The sequence below is a fragment of the Actinomadura madurae genome, assembly GCF_047130825.1.
Taxonomy (GTDB): Bacteria; Actinomycetota; Actinomycetes; order Streptosporangiales; family Streptosporangiaceae; genus Spirillospora; species Spirillospora madurae.
In genome coordinates, this window is the sequence record NZ_CP083237.1 from 6,153,065 (window position 1) to 6,170,264 (window position 17,200).

Consider the following 17,200-nt stretch of genomic DNA (forward strand, 5'->3'; position numbering starts at 1 on the left):
GCTATCACGCACCCTGACGGGTGGCCATGGCCGTGACGGCCGTGCGGCACGGGGGACGGTGGGGCACCGTGACTTCCTGTGCTGCGCGGTCGTCGCTCTTCGAGGGCCGGCGGGATGACTGGCAACGCGGCCCGGCCTAAAGGTCCCTCGTTCGCTCGTCCAGGTCATCAACCTTGGCGCTGAGACGACGGACATGCTCCCGGATCTCCTGAAGTTGTCCGAGGAGGAGAGTGAACTCTTCGCTCGGGCCTTCGGCTGCTTCTCCGGAGGGCTCGCCTGGCGCCTTCTGCTCCGGCCGCCTCGTGACAACGCTCGGCGTGCCCTGCCTGCTCATGATGATGTTCTCTTCCCGCAAGACTGCGAGCGCGCGCTCCACTGTGGCACCGGCCGCACCGAACCGCTCCCCCAGCTTCGCTATGGACGGCAGTGCTTCGCCCACGGGGTAGCGCCCTGCCACGATGTCCTTCCGCAGCTCGTCAGCGATGCGGACGTACACCTTCCGGCGGTCCGCTGAACCAGGTTTTCCCATGTCAGCAGCATAGCCGCCCGACTTAGGTTCGTGGGTTCCTAGGAAAGTTTCGGTCTATTACTTGACCTACTCACTTTCCTATGTAACCTAGGAACGTAGGTAGCAATCGATGGCCTGGAGGCTGACGTGCGAAACATCCCGGTGGACCTGACGGCGTTGACGTTCGTGTGCGTCTCGCCGCCGCGTCCCAAGCTGGTTAATCAGGACACGGGGGAGGTGAAGACGGACCGCAACGGTCAGACGGTGTTCACGGTGGGTCTGTCGGCGGCCGACGCGATGGGGCGGGTTGACCTGCTCAACGTGGCGGTGGTCGGCGACCAGTCGGTGACGATCGGGGAGGTCGTCACGCCGGTCGGGCTGGTCGCGTTCCCGTGGGAGGCGGTCTTGGGCGGTGAGAAGCGCTGGGGCGTGGCCTACCGCGCCGACCGCATCGCCCCCGTCTCCTCGGTCGCTCCGCCCCCGGCCTCCTCGTCGTCGGGGTCGGGATCGGGATCGCCGGACTCGTCCGCTTCGGCGGGCGTGGCCTGATCGGCGGCCGTGATGAATGATCTGCTTGTGGTGCTCGGGGTCCTGGCCGCTGCGGCGGCCGGGCTCTGGGCCTGGCGGCGCTGGCACCCGGTGTCGTTCTGGTACGGCGTCGGCTTCCCGCTCCGCGCGGTGCTGGTGTACCTGACGTGGCACCACATCGCCTCGGGCTGCAAGCTCACCCGCAACCGGCGCCGGTTCCGGCTCACCCTCGACGCTATCCCCGTGGTCGGGCCTGCGTCCCGGTCCGCTGCGACGGTGGTCGAGCACAAGCGGCGGGTGCGGCGGGTCGACGTCGAGCGCGCTCCCCGCCTCGGCATCCTGCGGCCGACCCGGCTGGGGTGGCGGCTGCGGCTGCGGCTGCATGACGGGCAGGTCCCGGCGGACTACGAACGTGCGGCGGAGGGGATCGCGCACGCCTGGCGGGTGCACTCGGTGCGGGTGGTCGACGTCCGGCCCGGCTACGTCACCCTGTGGGCGACCATGCGTGACCCCCTGGTGGACGTGATCGCCGAACCCGAAACCGGTGAACTGCTCACCGTGCGTCCCGGCAAGCTGGAGAACGGCCGCGACTGGGTGATCGACCTGCGGACGGTGCCTCACTGGCTCAACGCCGGCGCGACACAGTCCGGTAAATCGAACTGGGCCAACGCCCTGCTCAAGGGCCTGGCTCCGCAACCGGTCGCGCTGGTCGGCTTCGACCTCAAAGGCGGGGTCGAGTTCACCCCCTACGCGCCCCGTCTGTCGGCGCTGGCCACCACCCGCAAAGAGTCGGTCGACCTGCTGTCCGACCTGGTCGGCGAGGTCGAGAACCGCATGGCCACCTGCCGCGCGCACGGCGCCCGCAACGTCTGGACCCTGCCCGAGGCGCTACGGCCGGTGCCGGTCGTGGTCCTGGTGGACGAAGTCGCCGAACTGTTCCTGATGGCCGACAAGTCCGAGAAAGAGGAGGTGTCCAAAACTGCTACCGCGCTGCTGCGCGTCGCCCAGCTCGGCCGGGCTTTCGCGGTCCACCTGATCGTGTGCGGGCAGCGCATCGGCTCCGACCTCGGCCCCGGCGTCACCGCGCTCCGCGCACAGCTCTCCGGCCGGGTCTGCCACCGGGTCAACGACCCGGAGACGGCGAACATGACGCTCGGCGACCTCGACCCGGCCGCCCTGGACGCTGCCCGTGCGATCCCCGCTGAGTCCCCGGGCGTGTGCGTGGTCGCCGGTCAAGACGGCACCTGGCACCGTGCCCGGTCGGTGTACGTGCCCGAATCCGCGGCTGAGGAAGCCGCCCACAAGTACGCGCACCTGACGCCGGACTGGGACACCCTCATCGGCGCCGTCCCGATCACTCCCGCCGCATAGGCACTCCTCTCCTTCTCCTCTTCTTCGGCTCGGCGTGAGCCCTGATCGCGCCACGTCCCTACCCGCCCCATGCCCGAAACCGGCCCTGGAGGCTGCCCTATGGTCGCTCGCATCCGTGTCCTTCGTCCCCGTCCTCGTCCCCGGTTCGTCGCCGTCCCGGCCCCCGCATCCGCTTCCTCCTCGTCCTGGTCGCCGTCCTCGGGCTCGTCCCGGCCGTCGGCGGTGTCGTCCTGGGACGTGTGGCCGGTCGGCGTCGAGTGGGACTAGTTCCGTTCCCTGCACATCGCCCGCTGCCAGCAGTGCGCCGACTCGTTCGCCTCCTCGTCCTCGGCTGAGGTCGACGACTGGGCCGACACGCACCGCTGTGACCCGGAACTGGCCGCGCTGCTGGCCTTCGTCGACACCCGGCGGGCGGCATGACCCGGCGCATCTTCGGCGCGGTGGCCGACTCCGGGCCGGTCGTGGTCCTGGCCGCCATCGCGGCGGCCGGATCGTTCACCCATATCCGCGACACCGCCACCGAACACGGCCAACACGGCTGGATGGCCTGGGCCATCGCGGTCTGCATCGACCTCACCTGCGTCATGGCCGCCGGGGAACGGCAACGCGACAAGCGCACCGGACGTGACACCGGACGGCTGTCATGGCCGACCGTCGTCCTGGTCGGCGGCATCCTGCTCTCCCTGGCCGCCAACCTCGCCCAGGCCGACCCCTCGGTCTGGGGCTGGATCACCGCTGGCACTCCGGCGGGCGCGTTCCTGGTCGCCGTGTCGATGCTGGAACGCAGAAAGGCCGGCACCCGTACGGCGGTTCGCCCGTCACCGGTCCCCAACTCCTTCGGCCGTCCCGAACCGTCCCCGTCTCCGTCCGGAGCGCCGTCCGTCCCGTCCCCGGCGGACCCGGCCTCGTCCCCGTGGGTGGTCTGGGAGCGGCCCACGGCTGCCGCTGCTGCCGCGCCCGGTCCCGGCGATCAGCACGACCACGACGACCGGGACCAGGACGAGGACGAGCAGGACGGACAGACCTCCATCCCCGTCCCGAGCGAACGCCCTGCCTCTACGGCGCCCGCGTCGCCGTCCGGCTCGTCCTCGTCGGCTCCGGCGGGGCCGCTGGTCGACTTCGCGCGCCGCGTCGCCTCCGAGCACGAAACCGAGCACGGGCGGCCGATCACCCGGGATGCGCTGCGCGCCCGGCTCGGGGTCTCCAACCAGCTCGCCTCAGACCTGCTCCGCCAGATCCGCACCGAAGCAACTGCGCCCGTCGCCTGACCCTGCTGGAGGAACCCGCCATGACCACGCCTTCCAACCCGACCGGCCCGGCCGCTCCGGTAGTGCCCGGTGACCTGTTCGCCCGCCACCAGACCATCACCGGCCTGCGCGCCCTGGCCGTCTTCTTGGAGGCCAACCCGGCCGTACCCGTCAACGAGTACGGCCACGACCTCACCGTCAGCGTCCGAGCCAGCGACGACGCCTCGGCGGTCGCGCTGGTCGACGCCACGGCGGCGCTGCTGGGCGTCGACGTCACCGACGACACCGACCGGGGCGGGCACTACACCGCGACCCGCACCTTCGGCCGCGTCTCCTACCGCATCGTCCACATCCCCCAGCGGCGCCGCGAGGAGTACCGCGCCCGCGACAGCTACCGCGACAACATCACCCTCGACGCCGACCAGCGCAGCGACCAGGGCCACGGCGAGATCAGTGGGCGGGTGGCCTGATGACCGACCAGAACCCCACGACGTGGCGGCTTCGCTGCCGCGCCTGCCACGTCACCAGCGGCGGTCTGCACTGGGTGAACCTGCTCGCGCATCGGAGCGGCCCCTCGTGCTCGGCCTGCGGCTCGACCGAGGTGACCGCGCAGGACTCGGCGACCGGGTCGGCCATCGCCTTCCCGCGCCCGCTCGCCCCGGTCGGCCAGTGGTGGCAGTGCTGCAACTGCGGCGGAACCGGCCTGGACTCCTACGGCGACACCTGCCCGCACTGCCAGGGCCTCGGCAACTGCCAATGACCCGCCCGTGATCCGCCAGTGATCGCAGCGCCCCCGGCGTGACCGCTCAACCGCCAAGTCACGCCGTCACGTCGGGGGCCATCCCCTTCACCCGCACGAAACCGGTAAGGAGACCCCTTCATCGTGCCCCACCCTGCCCTCACACCGCAGGACGCCCGGCTGATGGCCAAGATCATCGACCGGCCCGACTTCGAGCGCTGGGCCGCTCGCGCCCGCGCTACCGGCGGCTGCGCACAACCGGTGTTCCTCACCGGCACCGTCAGCCACGTCCACACCGGAACCGGGGAACTGCTGCACCACTACACCACCGACCGTGAGCCGGACGGCGCGCTACCGGTGGCGTGCAAGACCCGGCGGGCCTCCCGCTGCCCGGCCTGCGCCGAGATCTACCGGGCCGACACCTACCAGCTCATCCGCGCGGGACTGGCAGGCGGCAAAGGCATCCCCGAAACCGTCTCTAGCCATCCGGCCGCCTTCGTCACCCTGACCGCGCCCTCCTTCGGTCCCGTCCACGCGCGGCGGGAACGCAACGGTGGACGGGTCGAGCGCTGCCACCCCCGGCGCAACGCCAAGCCATGCCCGCATGGCGTGACGGCGTCCTGCACCGCCCGGCACCCCGCCGACGACCCCCGGCTCGGGGAACCGCTGTGCCCCGACTGCTACGACTACGCCGGGTCGGTGCTGTTCAACGCCCTGGCCCCGGAACTGTGGCGGCGCTTCACCCTCGCGCTGCGCCGCTACCTGACCAAAGCGGCCGGGCTCACACAAAAGGAGTTCCGCGAGACGCTGGCGGTCTCCTTCGCCAAGGTCGCCGAATACCAACGGCGCGGCGTCGTCCACTTCCACGCCGTCATCCGCTTCGACGGCCCCAACGGACCGACCACACCCCCGCCCGGCTGGGCCACCGTCCAGCTCCTGGAAGACGCCGCCCGGCACGCCGCCGGCGCCGTATCGGTCACCACTCCCGCAGCACCGGACATCCCGGCACGGTCGCTGTCCTGGGGCGCGCAAGTCGACATCCGGGCCATCACCTCCTCGGGTGCCCTCACCCAACAGGCCGTAGCGGGCTACATCGCCAAGTACGCCACCAAAGCCGCCGAATGCGTCGGCACCCTCGACCGACGCCTACACCCCACAGACGACCTGGACCAGCTACCGATCACACCGCACGCCCGGCGGCTCATGAGCGCATGCCTGACCTTGGGTGCCCTGGACGAATTCGCAGACCTCCGGCTCGCCCAATGGGCTCACATGCTCGGCTTCCGCGGCCACTTCTCCACCAAATCCCGCCGCTACTCCACCACCCTCGGCGCACTCCGCGAAGCACGCATCGCCTACGTCCGCGAGCAACACCCCGGCTGGCAACCCCCCGACGACCACGACCCTGACCAGATCCTCGCCATCGGCGAATGGCGATTCCACAGCCAGGGCCTCACACGCGGCGAAGCACTCGTCACCGCCGCACTCACCGGAAGACCTCTCCCATCTCCGTCAGAAGCGACCGCTAGGAGCGCAGCTTGACCAGGGCAAGGCCGCAGACAGCTCCCATCGACCTGAACGAACGGCTGTTGACGATCACTGAGGCAGCCGAGCGTCTGAACACCTCCCCGCGGTTCCCTCGTCGCCTCGTGGCCGAACGGCGCATCCGCTTCGTCAAGCTCGGACGCTTCGTCCGCATCCCCGAATCCGCACTTCACGAGTTCATCGCGGCTGGTCTCGTCGAGCCGATGACCGCCTCTGACGTCTGGAGGGCCGCGTAATGGCCAAGGGCAACAAGCCGGGTCACCGTCGCTTCGGCAACATCCGGAAACTGCCGTCCGGGCGCTTCCAGGCGAGCTACCTCGCTCCGAATGGGCAGCGGCGGACGGCTCCTGAGACCTTCCAGCGCAAGGGCGATGCTGAGAAGTGGCTGACGCTGGCCGAAGCACAGATCCTCAGCGGCGAATGGACCGACCCTGAGCGCGCCAAGGTCAAGGTGGGCGACTACGCCGCGCAGTGGATCGAGCAGCGCGCGGGCCTTCGACCCCGGACGGTGGAGTTGTACGTCTGGCTCCTGAACAAGTACATAGCGCCGCACCTCGGCGGGGTCACGCTGGGCAAGCTGAGCACGGCCATGATCCGCGAATGGCGGTCGACGCTCCTCGCCTCCGGCGTCTCGCCGACGATGACGGCAAAGGCGTACCGGCTGCTCCGAGCGATCCTCATGACGGCGGTGGAGGAAGACAAGATCCTCCTTCGGAACCCGTGCCGCGTGCGGGGTGCCGGCACCGAGGAGGCTCCCGAGCGTCCGGTCCTCACCGTGGCCCAGGTCTTCGAACTGGCCGAACGGGTCGGAGTCCGGCCGGTCGGCAACGTCCGCAAACTGGAGTCCGGCGAGTACCGGCTGCGATACAGGGCGAAGAACGGGCACATGCGGCGCTTCCCGCAGACGTTCCCGACCAGGCCAGAGGCCGAACGGGTGCTGTGGAAGCTGGCTGAGGACGGGCACGCGGACGTGACCCGTGACGATCGGCTCCGGGCGTTCATCCTCCTCGCCGCGTTCGCGAGTCTGCGGTGGGGTGAGGTGACCGCGCTCAAGCGCGCTGACATCGACATCGTCAACCGCACGGTCCGGGTCCGCGGGGCCTACATCGAACGGGCGAACGGACAGATGGTCCTCGGGCCGACCAAGTCACGAGCAGGACTGCGCACGGTCGCGATTCCCGACGCGATCGTCCCCCACCTGGTCGCGCACCTCACCAAGTACACCAAGAAGGGTGACGATGCCCTCGTGTTCACGGGCATCAAGGGCGGCCCGCTGCGCCGCAGCGGCTTCAACAAGGTCACGCGCTGGAAGCCCGTAGTGGAGGCGCTCGGCGTACCGAACCTGCACTTCCACGACCTTCGGCACACGGGCAACACCCTCGCGGCGGACATGGGCGTCTCACTGCGCAACCTGATGGCGCGCATGGGCCACGACAACGAGCGGGCGGCGCTGCGGTATCAGCACCGGTCCAACAGTGCTGACCGTGCGATCGCGGACGGGCTCAACGCGCTCGTCCAGGCCGACCAGAAGCGGGACGGCGACGATGACGACGGGGCGGCCGGATCGCTGGTGCCGGTGGCGTAATTGCACGCTAATTGCACGGCGCTGATCGGGCGATGAAACGATCAAGGCCCAGGTTGGAGGATCATGCCTCTGACCTGGGCCTTCTTAGTGGAGCGGGTGACGGGAATCGAACCCGCGCTGTCAGCTTGGGAAGCTGAAGTTCTACCATTGAACTACACCCGCGTGGGGGCCCTGGTGGGGCTCCATGCTGTGGTTACTGTACCGGATCGCCGGGTGGGGTGGGGTGTGGGATAGCGTTTCGGGGTGCTGCTCTCCGATCGCGATATCAGGGCCGAGCTCGGGTCCGGGCGGGTGAAGATCGACCCGTATGAGCCGGGGATGGTTCAGCCGTCCAGTGTGGACGTGAGGCTGGACCGGTACTTCCGGGTGTTCGAGAACCACAGGTATCCGCACATCGATCCGGCCGTGGAGCAGCCGGATCTGACTCGGCTGGTGGAGGTCGATCCCGAGGAGGCGTTCGTCCTGCATCCCGGGGAGTTCGTGCTGGCGTCGACGTACGAGGTGTTCGCGCTGCCCGACGATCTGGCGGCCAGGTTGGAGGGGAAGTCCAGCCTGGGGCGGTTGGGGCTGCTCACGCACTCGACGGCCGGGTGGATCGATCCGGGGTTCAGCGGGCACGTGACGCTGGAGCTGTCGAACGTGGCGACGCTGCCGATCAAGTTGTGGCCCGGGATGAAGATCGGGCAGATGTGCCTGTTCCGGACGAGCTCGCCGGCGGAGTACCCCTACGGGTCGGCGAAGTACGGGTCGCGGTACCAGGACCAGCGGGGGCCGACGCCCTCGCGGTCCTACCTGAACTTCCATCGGACGAAGGTGTAGTCGGTTCGTGACCTGAACGTGACGGAGATCACCAAAAGATGAAACATGTTCTCTGGACGGGTAGTTTCGGGCGACGCACAACGTTGGCGTCTGGTTGACAGTCTCTTTGCATGAGACTCCGGACGCCCGGACGGACAGGGCGACCCGTTTCCGCGCTTTGACGTGGGAACCCGGAAGGAGATCGTGTCAGTACTCCGCGCGGAAAGCGTCACCAAGCTCTTCGGCCGTAAGGCGGGCGAGGCACAGCGGAAACTCAGGGCGGGCGCCGACCTGCAGGCGGTTCGCGACCTAGGGGTCACCCCCGCGGTGGTGGACGCCACGTTCGAGGTCCGGCAGGGCGAGATCTTCGTGGTCATGGGCCTGTCGGGGTCGGGGAAGTCGACCCTCATCCGGATGCTGAACGGGCTTCTCGGGGTCACGTCCGGGAGTGTCGAGATCGACGGCCAGGACATCGCGAAGATGTCGCCGAAGGCGCTGCGGGCGCTCCGGCAGAACAAGGTCAGCATGGTCTTCCAGCACTTCGCGCTGTTCCCCCATCGGACGGTCCTGGCGAACGCCGCGTACGGGCTGGAGGTCCGCGGCGTCCCGAAGGAGGAACGAGAGAAGAAGGCCCGGGAGTTCCTGGCCCTGGTCGGCCTGGAGGGCTGGGAGAGCAAGGTCCCCCGGGAGCTGTCGGGCGGGATGCAGCAGCGGGTGGGGCTGGCGCGGGCGCTGACGGCCGGCACCGACATCATCCTGATGGACGAGGCGTTCAGCGCGCTCGACCCGCTGATCCGGCGGGAGGTCCAGGACCTGCTGCTCGACCTGCAGGGGCGGTTCGGCAAGACGATCGTGTTCATCACGCACGACCTGAACGAGGCCATGCGCATCGGCGACCGGATCGCGGTCATGCGGGAGGGCCGGATCGTGCAGATCGGCACGGCCGAGGAGATCCTGACCGACCCCGCGAACGACTACGTCGCCCAGTTCGTCGCGGATGTGGACCGTACCAGGGTGCTGACGGCGTCCTCGGTGATGGAGAAGCCGCTCGTGACGGTGCTGGCGTCGACGGGTCCGCGGACGGCGCTGCGGACGATGCGCGAGCACCAGACGTCGGCGGCGTTCGTGATCGAGCGGGACCGGAAGCTGGTCGGCCGGGTGCGGGCGACGGTGATCGCCGACGCGGTGCAGGAGAACGTGCAGACGCTGGACGGGCTGGTCGACCCGGAGGACCCGGCGCCGGTGGCGCCGGACACGCCGGTCGCGGACCTGTTCGTGCGGTGCGCCGCGAGCGACCTGCCGGTCCCCGTGGCCGACGAGGACGGGACGCTGCTCGGCGTGATCCCGCGGGTGACGCTGCTGGCGGCACTGGGTGCGATCAACTCCCATGTGGAGGAGGTCGTGGCCGAGCCGGAACTCGCGCTGACGAAGGAGGGCAGTGGCGTTGACGGTGAGTAGAGCGGTCGAGCTGCCCCGGGTTCCGGTCGGTGAGTGGTTCGACAGCCTGGTGAACTGGTGTACGGACAACCTGTCGTGGTTGTTCGACGGGATCGGCTCCGCGATCGACTCGTCGGTCGAGGTGCTGACGGACGTCCTGACGGTCCTGCCGCCGCTGGCGCTGACGCTGGTGCTGGCTCTGCTCGCGCTCGTGGTCAGCGGCTGGAAGCTGGGCGTCTTCACGGTCCTCGGGTTCGCGCTGATCGACAGCATGGAACTGTGGGAGTCCGCGATGGACTCGCTGGCGCTGGTGCTGGTGTCGGCGGTGGTGGCGACCGTCCTGTCGATACCGATCGGCATCGCGGCGGCGCGCAGCGACATGGTGAGCCGGGTCGTGCGGCCGATCCTCGACTTCATGCAGACGATGCCGGCGTTCGTGTACCTGATCCCGGCGATCTTCTTCTTCAGCATCGGCGCGGTGCCCGGCGTGGTGGCGACGGTGATCTTCGCGATGCCGCCGGGGGTGCGGCTGACCGAGCTCGGCATCCGCGGCGTCGACCCGGAGATGGTCGAGGCGGGCGAGGCGTTCGGGACGCCGCCGAACCGGATCCTGACCCGGATCCAGATCCCGCTCGCGATGCCGTCGATCATGGCGGGCGTCAACCAGCTGATCATGCTGTCGCTGTCCATGGTGGTCATCGCGGGCATGGTCGGCGCGGGCGGCCTCGGCGGCGAGGTGCTGGAGGGCATCAACCGGGTCGACGTCGCCAAGGGCTTCGAGGGCGGCATCGCCGTCGTCGTGCTGGCCATCTACCTGGACCGGCTGACCGGTTCGCTCGGCGGCGGCGCCGGCGCCGGCCTGCTGCGCGCACTGTTCTCCCGCGGTACCCCGGCCGTCGTGGGCACCGCAGGCGCCGACTAGCCGCGGCCCCGGCCGGTTCGACGCCTTCCCCCGTTCCCCCCACACCATGCAAGCCGACGAAAGGATGGGCATGCGCTTCAAGTTCAAGGGCCTCACGGTCGCGGCGCTGACGCTCACGCTGGGCCTGAGCGCCGCCGCGTGCGGCGACTCCGACTCCGGTGGGGGTGAGAGCGACAAGAACATCACCATCGGCATGGTCTCGGGCTGGGCCGAGGGTGAGGCCGCGACGGCGCTGTGGAAGCGGCTCCTGACCGACAAGGGCTACAAGGTCGAGGTCAAGACCCTCGACACCGGGCCGCTGTACGCGGGCATGTCGAAGGGCGACGTCGACCTGTTCGTGGACTCCTGGCTCCCCGGCACCCACGAGGACTACTGGAAGCAGTACGGCGACAAGCTGGAGAAGATCGGCGCCTGGTACGACTCGGCCCCGCTGACGATCGCGGTGCCGAACTACTCGCCGCTGCAGTCGCTGGAGGACCTGAAGGGCAAGGGCGGCCAGTACGACGGCAAGATCGTCGGCATCGAGAAGAGCTCGGGCCTGTACCGGGTGTCGCAGGAGGAGATGCTCCCCGCGTACGGCCTGAAGGACGAGTACACGGTGACGACGTCCTCGACGGCGGCGATGCTGACCGAGCTGAAGAAGGCGATCGACGGCAAGAAGGACATCGTCGTCACGCTGTGGCGCCCGCACTGGGCGTACACGAAGTACCCGATCCGCGACCTGAAGGACCCGAAGGGCGCGATGGGCAAGCCGGACGGCATCTACACGGTCGCCCGCGAGGACTTCGGCAAGGACCAGCCGGAGGTCACCGCCTGGCTGAAGAAGTTCCGGATGGACGACAAGCAGCTGGGCTCGCTTGAGGACCTGATGGAGAACAAGTTCAAGGGCAAGCCCGACCAGGCCGTCGACGAGTGGCTGAAGACGAACCAGAGCTACGCCACGTCGCTGACGGGCTGACCGCCCGCGCTCGGAAGAGGGCCGTCCGGCATCGCCGGGCGGCCCTCCGCGCTTTTATCCCGCGAGGCCGACCGTGCTCATCCGGCGAGGCCCACCGTGCACAGGACGGCGAGCAGCCCGAGCCCGGTGGCGCACAGCGTCATGATCCGCGGGTGGACGCTGTGCGCCTCGGGGAGGATCTCGGCCGCCGCCAGGTACAGCAGGACGCCCGCGAAGAGCCCGAGGTAGGGGCCGAGGACCGCGTCCGGTACGGACGCGAGCGTGCCGAGCGCGGCCCCGGCCACGGGGGCGGCGGCATCGGCGAGGAGCAGCAGGACGGCGGGCCGCCGGTCGGTGCGGTGCAGCGAGGCGGCGGTGAAGGTGTTGAAGCCGTCCGCGAAGTCGTGGGTGACGACGGCGAGCGCCACGAAGACGCCGACGTCGGTCCCGGACTGGAAGCCGAGGCCGATGCTGAGGCCGTCCACCAGGCTGTGGGCGACGAGCGCGGACGCGGCGACGAGCCCGCCGGAGCCGGCGCCGTGCGCGTGGACGTGCGGGGCGTACTCGTCCTCGTGAGCGCGGTGGATGGCGACGGCCTGCTCGACCACGTGCAGCAGGACGAACCCGGCCGCGAAGCCGATCATGGGGGCGGGGACGCCGAGCGGGCGGTGCCGGGTCAGCTCCAGCGACTCGGGGATCAGGTCGAACGCGACGACGCCGAGCATGAGGCCGCCCGCGAGGCCGAGGACGAGGTGCCGGTGGTCGCGGATCCGCATCGCCGCCAGCCCTCCGGCGAGCGTCATCACGAACGCGAGGAGGGACGCGAGCACGGCCATTTCCAGGTCTTACCAGTTCATCGGCCACCGCAACCCACGAAAACGGCCCCGCCCCCCAGAGGAAAGCGGGAGCGGGGCCGTCCGGGACGCGCCTACTCGGCGGCGACGGGCTCCTTCTCGGGAGCGGTGCCCTCGCCCTTGATGGAGCGGATCAGGAGCTGGGAGACGTCGACGACCTCCAGCGACTCCTTGGCGTCGCCCGAGTTCTTCTTCTCGTTGATGGCGTCGCCCAGCATCACCAGGCAGAACGGGCAGGCGGTGGAGACGGTGTCGGGGTCGGTCTCCAGGGCCTCGTCCACGCGCTCGGTGTTGATGCGCTTGCCGATGCGCTCCTCCATCCACATCCGGGCGCCGCCGGCGCCGCAGCAGAAACCGCGGTCCTTGTGCCGGTGCATCTCCTGGGTCTTGACGCCGGGGACGGTCGCCATGATGTCGCGCGGCTGCTTGTAGACCTTGTTGTGGCGTCCGAGGAAGCAGGGGTCGTGGTAGGTGATGTTCTCCTCGATCGGCGTGACCGGGGTGAGCCTGCCCTCCTCGACCAGGTGCGCGAGCAGCTGGGTGTGGTGGACGACCTCGTAGTTCCCGCCGATCTGCGGGTACTCGTTGGCCAGGGTGTTGAAGCAGTGCGGGCAGGTCGCGACGATCTTCTTGACGCCCGCGTCGTTGAGGGTCTCGACGTTCTGCTGGCCGAGCATCTGGAAGACGAACTCCATGCCGAGCCGCCGGGCCGGGTCGCCGGTGCAGGCCTCCATCGGGCCGAGGACGGCGAACTTGACGCCCGCGATGTGCAGCAGCTCGGCGACGGCCTTGGTGGTCTTCTTGGCGCGGTCCTCCAGGGCGCCGGCGCAGCCGACCCAGAACAGGTACTCGGTGTCCTCGGCGACCTTGTCGTCGACGACGTCGACCTCGAAGTCCAGCTCCTCGACCCATTCGAGGCGCTTCATCTCGGACATCCCCCACGGGTTGCCCTTGTTCTCCAGGTTCTTCAGCATGACGCCGGCCTCGGACGGGAACGAGGACTCGATCATGACCTGGAAGCGGCGCATGTCCAGGATGTGGTCGATGTGCTCGATGTCGACCGGGCACTGCTCGACGCAGGCGCCGCAGTTGGTGCAGGACCACAGGACGTCCGGGTGGATGACGCCGTCGTCGGCGACGAGCTCCTTGTCGACCTGCATGGCGAGCTTCTGCTCGTCGGTGAACTTCTCCCGCTGGTCCTCCGACGCGGTGAAGTACGGCGCCTTGGCGAGGGCGTGGTCGCGCAGTTCGAGCACGAGCATCTTCGGCGACAGCGGCTTGCCGGTGTTCCAGGCGGGGCACTGCGACTGGCAGCGGCCGCACTCGGTGCAGGTCGCCATGTCGAGGAGGCCCTTCCAGGTGAAGTCCTCGATCTTGCCGCGGCCGAAGACGTCCTCGTCGGGGTCGGCCTCCTCGAAGTCGAGCGGCTTGCCGTCCGACATCATCGGCTGCGCCGGGCCGAGGCCGTCCGGGCTGCGCTTGAACATGACGTTCAGCGGGGCCAGGAAGATGTGCAGGTGCTTGGAGTGGACGACGAAGACCAGGAAGATCAGCGCGACCGCGATGTGCAGCAGCAGGCCGATGGACTCCAGGACCTCCAGCGTGTCGTGGCTCATGCCCTCGAAGAGCCGCCCGACGAGGTAGGAGAAGTAGGCGCCCTTGCCGTAGGGGAGGTTGCCGCTGGCCCACTCGACGCCGCGGAAGAAGAACAGCGTCCAGATCACGTTGAAGATCATGAAGAGCGTGATCCACGCGCCGGACAGGTGGGAGCCCTTGAACCGCGACCTGCGGTCGAGCCGCTTCGGCGAGTTCTTGATCCGGATGGCGGTGAACACCGCGAGCCCCGCGGTGCAGGCGAGCGCGATCGTGTCCTGGACGAAGCCGATCGGCGGCCAGGTCTGCAGGCCCGGGATCTTGGCGTCCAGCCCGAACAGCAGCGCGACGCCCGCCTCCAGGTAGACGGTGATCAGCAGGATGAACGCCCACATGACCGCGAAGTGCGCGCTGCCGGCGAGCGTCCATTTCAGCAGCTTGCGCTGGCCCAGCACCTCGACTGCCTGTCCCTCGACGGCCTTGGCGGGCTCACGCCTGACCTGCAGCGTCCGTTCCGGGTCGGGCTGACCGCTCTTGGCGATGGCGTAGAGGAACAGCACCCGCCGGCCGGCGAGCGCCAAAGCGACCGCCGTTCCGGCGAGCCCAATGACCAACGTGATCCAGAACACTGTTCCGTCCTCCTGGGGTACGGGCGATGGCTGTCAGCGTAGGGCTCGCCACGAACCGCTCGTCATCCGGGGCCCGAATACTACTCGGTAGTAGCTTAGGCGTCACATCCGCTGGTCAGACTACCGATGAGTTTTCGGCCCTTCACGTGTCATATCACCGGATGGGACGCGGCAGCCTCGTCCCGTCCAGCGGTATGCCGAAACGGAGGACTCCCATGACCCCGATGCCCGATCTCGCGCCCGCGACGCGCCGGATGGCCGCCCTGCTCGCGGGCGTCCGCGACTTCCAGCTCGAACGGCCGACCCCCTGCGCGGACACCTCGCTCGGCGCCCTCATCGACCATGTGAACGGACTGACGCTCGCCTTCACCTGGGCGGCGAAGAAGGACTACCCGGAAGGGGGTACGCAGCCGCCGTCCACGGACCGGCCCGGGATCGACGATGAGGCGCCGCTGCTGCCGCCGGACTGGCGCACCCGCATGCCCGAGCAGCTCGACGCGCTCGCCGACGCCTGGCGCGACCCGGCCGCGTGGGAGGGCATGACCCATGCGGGCGGCATCGACCTGCCGGGGGCGGACGCCGGCAACGTCGCCATGAACGAGCTGGTCGTCCACGGCTGGGACATCGCCCGCGCCAGCGGCCAGCCCTACGAGGTGAGCGCGGAGGAGATCGAGTCCTGCCTGGCCTTCGTCGCCCCGTCCGTCGAGCAGAGCGGGGGCAAGGGCGTCCCGGGCCTGTTCGGTCCCGCCGTCGACGTCCCCGAGGACGCGCCCGCCCTCGACCGCCTCATCGCCATGACCGGCCGCGACCCCTCCTGGACGGCCGAGCGGAACTGACCGGGCGGCGGTTCCGGCACGGCAGGTTTTACCCGCGCCCGCTGGCTCCTGATCTGCTGTTCTGTGACGATTGTCGGAGTGGTTGCCGTGTGCCGGCATCTCCAGACGCGGCGGGGAGCGCGATCGGGGGAAGCCATGACCGAGACCGGCGCGACACCTCGCTGGCATGCCGCCGGCGACTGGTTCGACGTCTGCAAGTGCGCCGTCCCGTGCCCGTGCACCTATGCGCAGCCTCCTACCTACGGTGACTGCGACGGTGTGCTGGCATGGCACATCCGCGAAGGGAGGTACGGAGACGTCTCTCTCGACGGCCTCAACGTCCTGATGCTCGGCTCGTTCGTGGGGAACGTGTGGGGCGAGCACTCCGACGCCTACGCGGCCGTCTTCCTGGACGAGCGCGCCGACGATTCCCAGCGCGAGGCGCTCGGGAAGATCTTCGGCGGTGAGGCCGGAGGGTGGCCCGCCCAGCTGGTGGGGATGCTCGCTCCCGAGGTGCGGGGGATCGAGTTCTCGCCCGTCACGATCTCGGTCGACGACGACCTCGCCACCTGGAGCGCGGAGGTCCCCGGCCGGGTCGTGGCGAGGGCCGAGGCGCTGACGGGCCCCACGACGCCCGAGGGGGCACGGGTGCAGACCCTCAACCCGCCCGGTTCCGAGACGGGGCCCGGACAGGTCGCCACCTGGGGCAGGGCGCTCGCCGACCAGGCCGACGCCTACGGCTTCAGCTGGGACTGGGCGGGCCGCTCCAGCAAGCACATCCCGTTCGACTGGAGCGGACCGGAGTGAGGGCTCCGCCGGTCCCGGTGCCCCGGCGGCGGACCGGCGCCCGGCCCGCGACGCACGAGCTCGTGTTCGTCGGGGTCCTCGTCGCCCTCGCCGCGGTCGCGTGGCTGGCGGTCCACCGCCTGGCCACGCCGGACATGCGCGCCGGGCTGCTGACCGGCGCCGCCCGTCCCGGAGGCTCCGGCGGGATGGACGCCATGCCGATGGACCATTCCATGAGCGCCGGGCTGTTCCTCGGCATCTGGCTCGTGATGATGGCGGCGATGATGCTCCCGGCGGTCACACCGGTGATCGTGCGGATCGACCGGCTCGTGCGGCGCCGGGACGGGCGGGGCATGACGGCGTACATGCTGGCGGCCGGGTACCTGCTCGTGTGGGCGGCCGCCGGAGCGGCCGCGTACGGCCTGTACCTGGCCTTCCAGTCGGCCGTCACGGCGGGCGATGCCCTGACCGCCGTGCGCGCGGGCGCCGTCGTGCTGGTGTTCGCGGGCGTCTACCAGCTCTCGCCCCTGAAGCGGGCGTGCCTGCGGCTGTGCCGCTCGCCGCTCGCCGTCGTCGTCCGGCACGGGGAGCGGATCACGGCGGGCCCGTCGGGCGCGCTGCTCGTCGGCGTCCACCACGGGGCCTTCTGCCTGGGATGCTGCTGGGCGCTGATGGCCGTCCTGCTCGCCGCGGGGATGATGAGCCTGGTCTGGATGGGGGTCGTCGCCGCGGTCATCCTCGTGGAGAAGGTCTGGCGGTACGGGGAACGGGTCAGCGGACCGCTGGGCGCCGTGATGATCGCCTTCGGACTCGTCCTGCTGGTCTCCCCCGGCCTCTCGCCCACGCTGACCTAGTATCGCGGCGGATCCGGGAGGGCGGGTCCGCCCTCCCGGGCGGTGGAGGGTT

At 69.7% G+C, this 17,200-nt stretch carries 17 protein-coding genes, 1 tRNA gene and 1 pseudogene; 15 read left to right on the forward strand and 4 right to left on the reverse strand.

The features are described from left to right. Positions 1-136 precede the first annotated feature (136 nt). Positions 137-529, reverse strand: coding sequence for a GntR family transcriptional regulator (locus K8Z49_RS28020; protein ID WP_412515637.1), 393 nt, complete (start codon positions 527-529; stop codon positions 137-139). Between the two features lie 126 nt (positions 530-655). Between K8Z49_RS28020 and K8Z49_RS28025 the strand changes: the two genes are divergently transcribed. From K8Z49_RS28025 to K8Z49_RS28060, 8 genes are all read left to right on the forward strand, one after another. Beyond that, on the forward strand, positions 656-1,057 hold the full coding sequence (locus tag K8Z49_RS28025; protein WP_412515639.1) for a hypothetical protein: 402 nt from the start codon (positions 656-658) through the stop codon (positions 1,055-1,057). 12 nt (positions 1,058-1,069) lie between these two features. Further along, positions 1,070-2,407, forward strand: a complete 1,338-nt coding sequence (locus tag K8Z49_RS28030; protein ID WP_412515640.1) for an FtsK/SpoIIIE domain-containing protein — start codon at positions 1,070-1,072, stop codon at positions 2,405-2,407. Positions 2,408-2,823: 416 nt separating this feature from the next. Beyond that, entirely contained in the window at positions 2,824-3,675 is an 852-nt protein-coding gene (locus K8Z49_RS28035) for a DUF2637 domain-containing protein (RefSeq protein WP_412515641.1), read from the forward strand. Positions 3,676-3,695: 20 nt separating this feature from the next. Next, complete coding sequence (locus tag K8Z49_RS28040; protein WP_412515642.1) at positions 3,696-4,124, forward strand: hypothetical protein; 429 nt, start codon at positions 3,696-3,698, stop codon at positions 4,122-4,124. Then, complete coding sequence (locus tag K8Z49_RS28045) at positions 4,124-4,414, forward strand: hypothetical protein (RefSeq protein ID WP_412515643.1); 291 nt, start codon at positions 4,124-4,126, stop codon at positions 4,412-4,414. Before K8Z49_RS28040 ends, K8Z49_RS28045 begins: the two co-directional genes overlap by 1 nt. Positions 4,415-4,537: 123 nt before the next feature. Continuing rightward, positions 4,538-5,935: a replication initiator gene (locus K8Z49_RS28050; protein ID WP_412515644.1), complete on the forward strand. Its 1,398-nt coding sequence runs from the start codon at positions 4,538-4,540 to the stop codon at positions 5,933-5,935. After that, positions 5,932-6,174, forward strand: a complete 243-nt coding sequence (locus tag K8Z49_RS28055) for a helix-turn-helix domain-containing protein (RefSeq protein ID WP_412515645.1) — start codon at positions 5,932-5,934, stop codon at positions 6,172-6,174. Before K8Z49_RS28050 ends, K8Z49_RS28055 begins: the two co-directional genes overlap by 4 nt. Next, positions 6,174-7,523, forward strand: coding sequence for a tyrosine-type recombinase/integrase (locus tag K8Z49_RS28060; RefSeq protein WP_412515646.1), 1,350 nt, complete (start codon positions 6,174-6,176; stop codon positions 7,521-7,523). Before K8Z49_RS28055 ends, K8Z49_RS28060 begins: the two co-directional genes overlap by 1 nt. Before the next feature lie 88 nt (positions 7,524-7,611). Here the strand turns inward: K8Z49_RS28060 and K8Z49_RS28065 are convergent. Next, positions 7,612-7,685 (reverse strand) — tRNA-Gly (locus K8Z49_RS28065). Positions 7,686-7,766: 81 nt separating this feature from the next. On the opposite strand from K8Z49_RS28065, the gene dcd reads away from it, so the two are divergent. From dcd to K8Z49_RS28085, 4 genes and pseudogenes are all read left to right on the forward strand, one after another. Beyond that, positions 7,767-8,342: a dCTP deaminase gene (dcd, locus tag K8Z49_RS28070; RefSeq protein WP_024935867.1), complete on the forward strand. Its 576-nt coding sequence runs from the start codon at positions 7,767-7,769 to the stop codon at positions 8,340-8,342. Between the two features lie 183 nt (positions 8,343-8,525). Further along, positions 8,526-9,779, forward strand: coding sequence for a quaternary amine ABC transporter ATP-binding protein (locus tag K8Z49_RS28075; RefSeq protein WP_024935868.1), 1,254 nt, complete (start codon positions 8,526-8,528; stop codon positions 9,777-9,779). Positions 9,780-9,933: 154 nt separating this feature from the next. Then, positions 9,934-10,680, forward strand: a pseudogene (locus K8Z49_RS28080) (ABC transporter permease); the annotation flags it as partial. A 70-nt stretch (positions 10,681-10,750) separates the two neighbouring features. Continuing rightward, complete coding sequence (locus K8Z49_RS28085) at positions 10,751-11,638, forward strand: glycine betaine ABC transporter substrate-binding protein (RefSeq protein WP_021597233.1); 888 nt, start codon at positions 10,751-10,753, stop codon at positions 11,636-11,638. A gap of 77 nt (positions 11,639-11,715) precedes the next feature. Here the strand turns inward: K8Z49_RS28085 and K8Z49_RS28090 are convergent, their stop codons facing one another. Continuing rightward, entirely contained in the window at positions 11,716-12,453 is a 738-nt protein-coding gene (locus K8Z49_RS28090) for a ZIP family metal transporter (RefSeq protein WP_412515647.1), read from the reverse strand. Positions 12,454-12,545: 92 nt separating this feature from the next. Further along, entirely contained in the window at positions 12,546-14,693 is a 2,148-nt protein-coding gene (locus tag K8Z49_RS28095) for a (Fe-S)-binding protein (RefSeq protein WP_021597235.1), read from the reverse strand. Positions 14,694-14,908: 215 nt separating this feature from the next. Here K8Z49_RS28095 and K8Z49_RS28100 point away from each other — a divergent pair, with 215 nt between their 5' ends. The 3 genes from K8Z49_RS28100 (at position 14,909) to K8Z49_RS28110 (ending at position 17,148) form a co-directional block, all read left to right on the forward strand. Further along, positions 14,909-15,529, forward strand: coding sequence for a TIGR03086 family metal-binding protein (locus tag K8Z49_RS28100; protein ID WP_412515648.1), 621 nt, complete (start codon positions 14,909-14,911; stop codon positions 15,527-15,529). Positions 15,530-15,664: 135 nt separating this feature from the next. Next, positions 15,665-16,315, forward strand: coding sequence for a DUF1326 domain-containing protein (locus K8Z49_RS28105; RefSeq protein ID WP_021597237.1), 651 nt, complete (start codon positions 15,665-15,667; stop codon positions 16,313-16,315). Further along, entirely contained in the window at positions 16,312-17,148 is an 837-nt protein-coding gene (locus K8Z49_RS28110) for a DUF2182 domain-containing protein (protein WP_220126603.1), read from the forward strand. Before K8Z49_RS28105 ends, K8Z49_RS28110 begins: the two co-directional genes overlap by 4 nt. Positions 17,149-17,200: the final 52 nt, after the last annotated feature.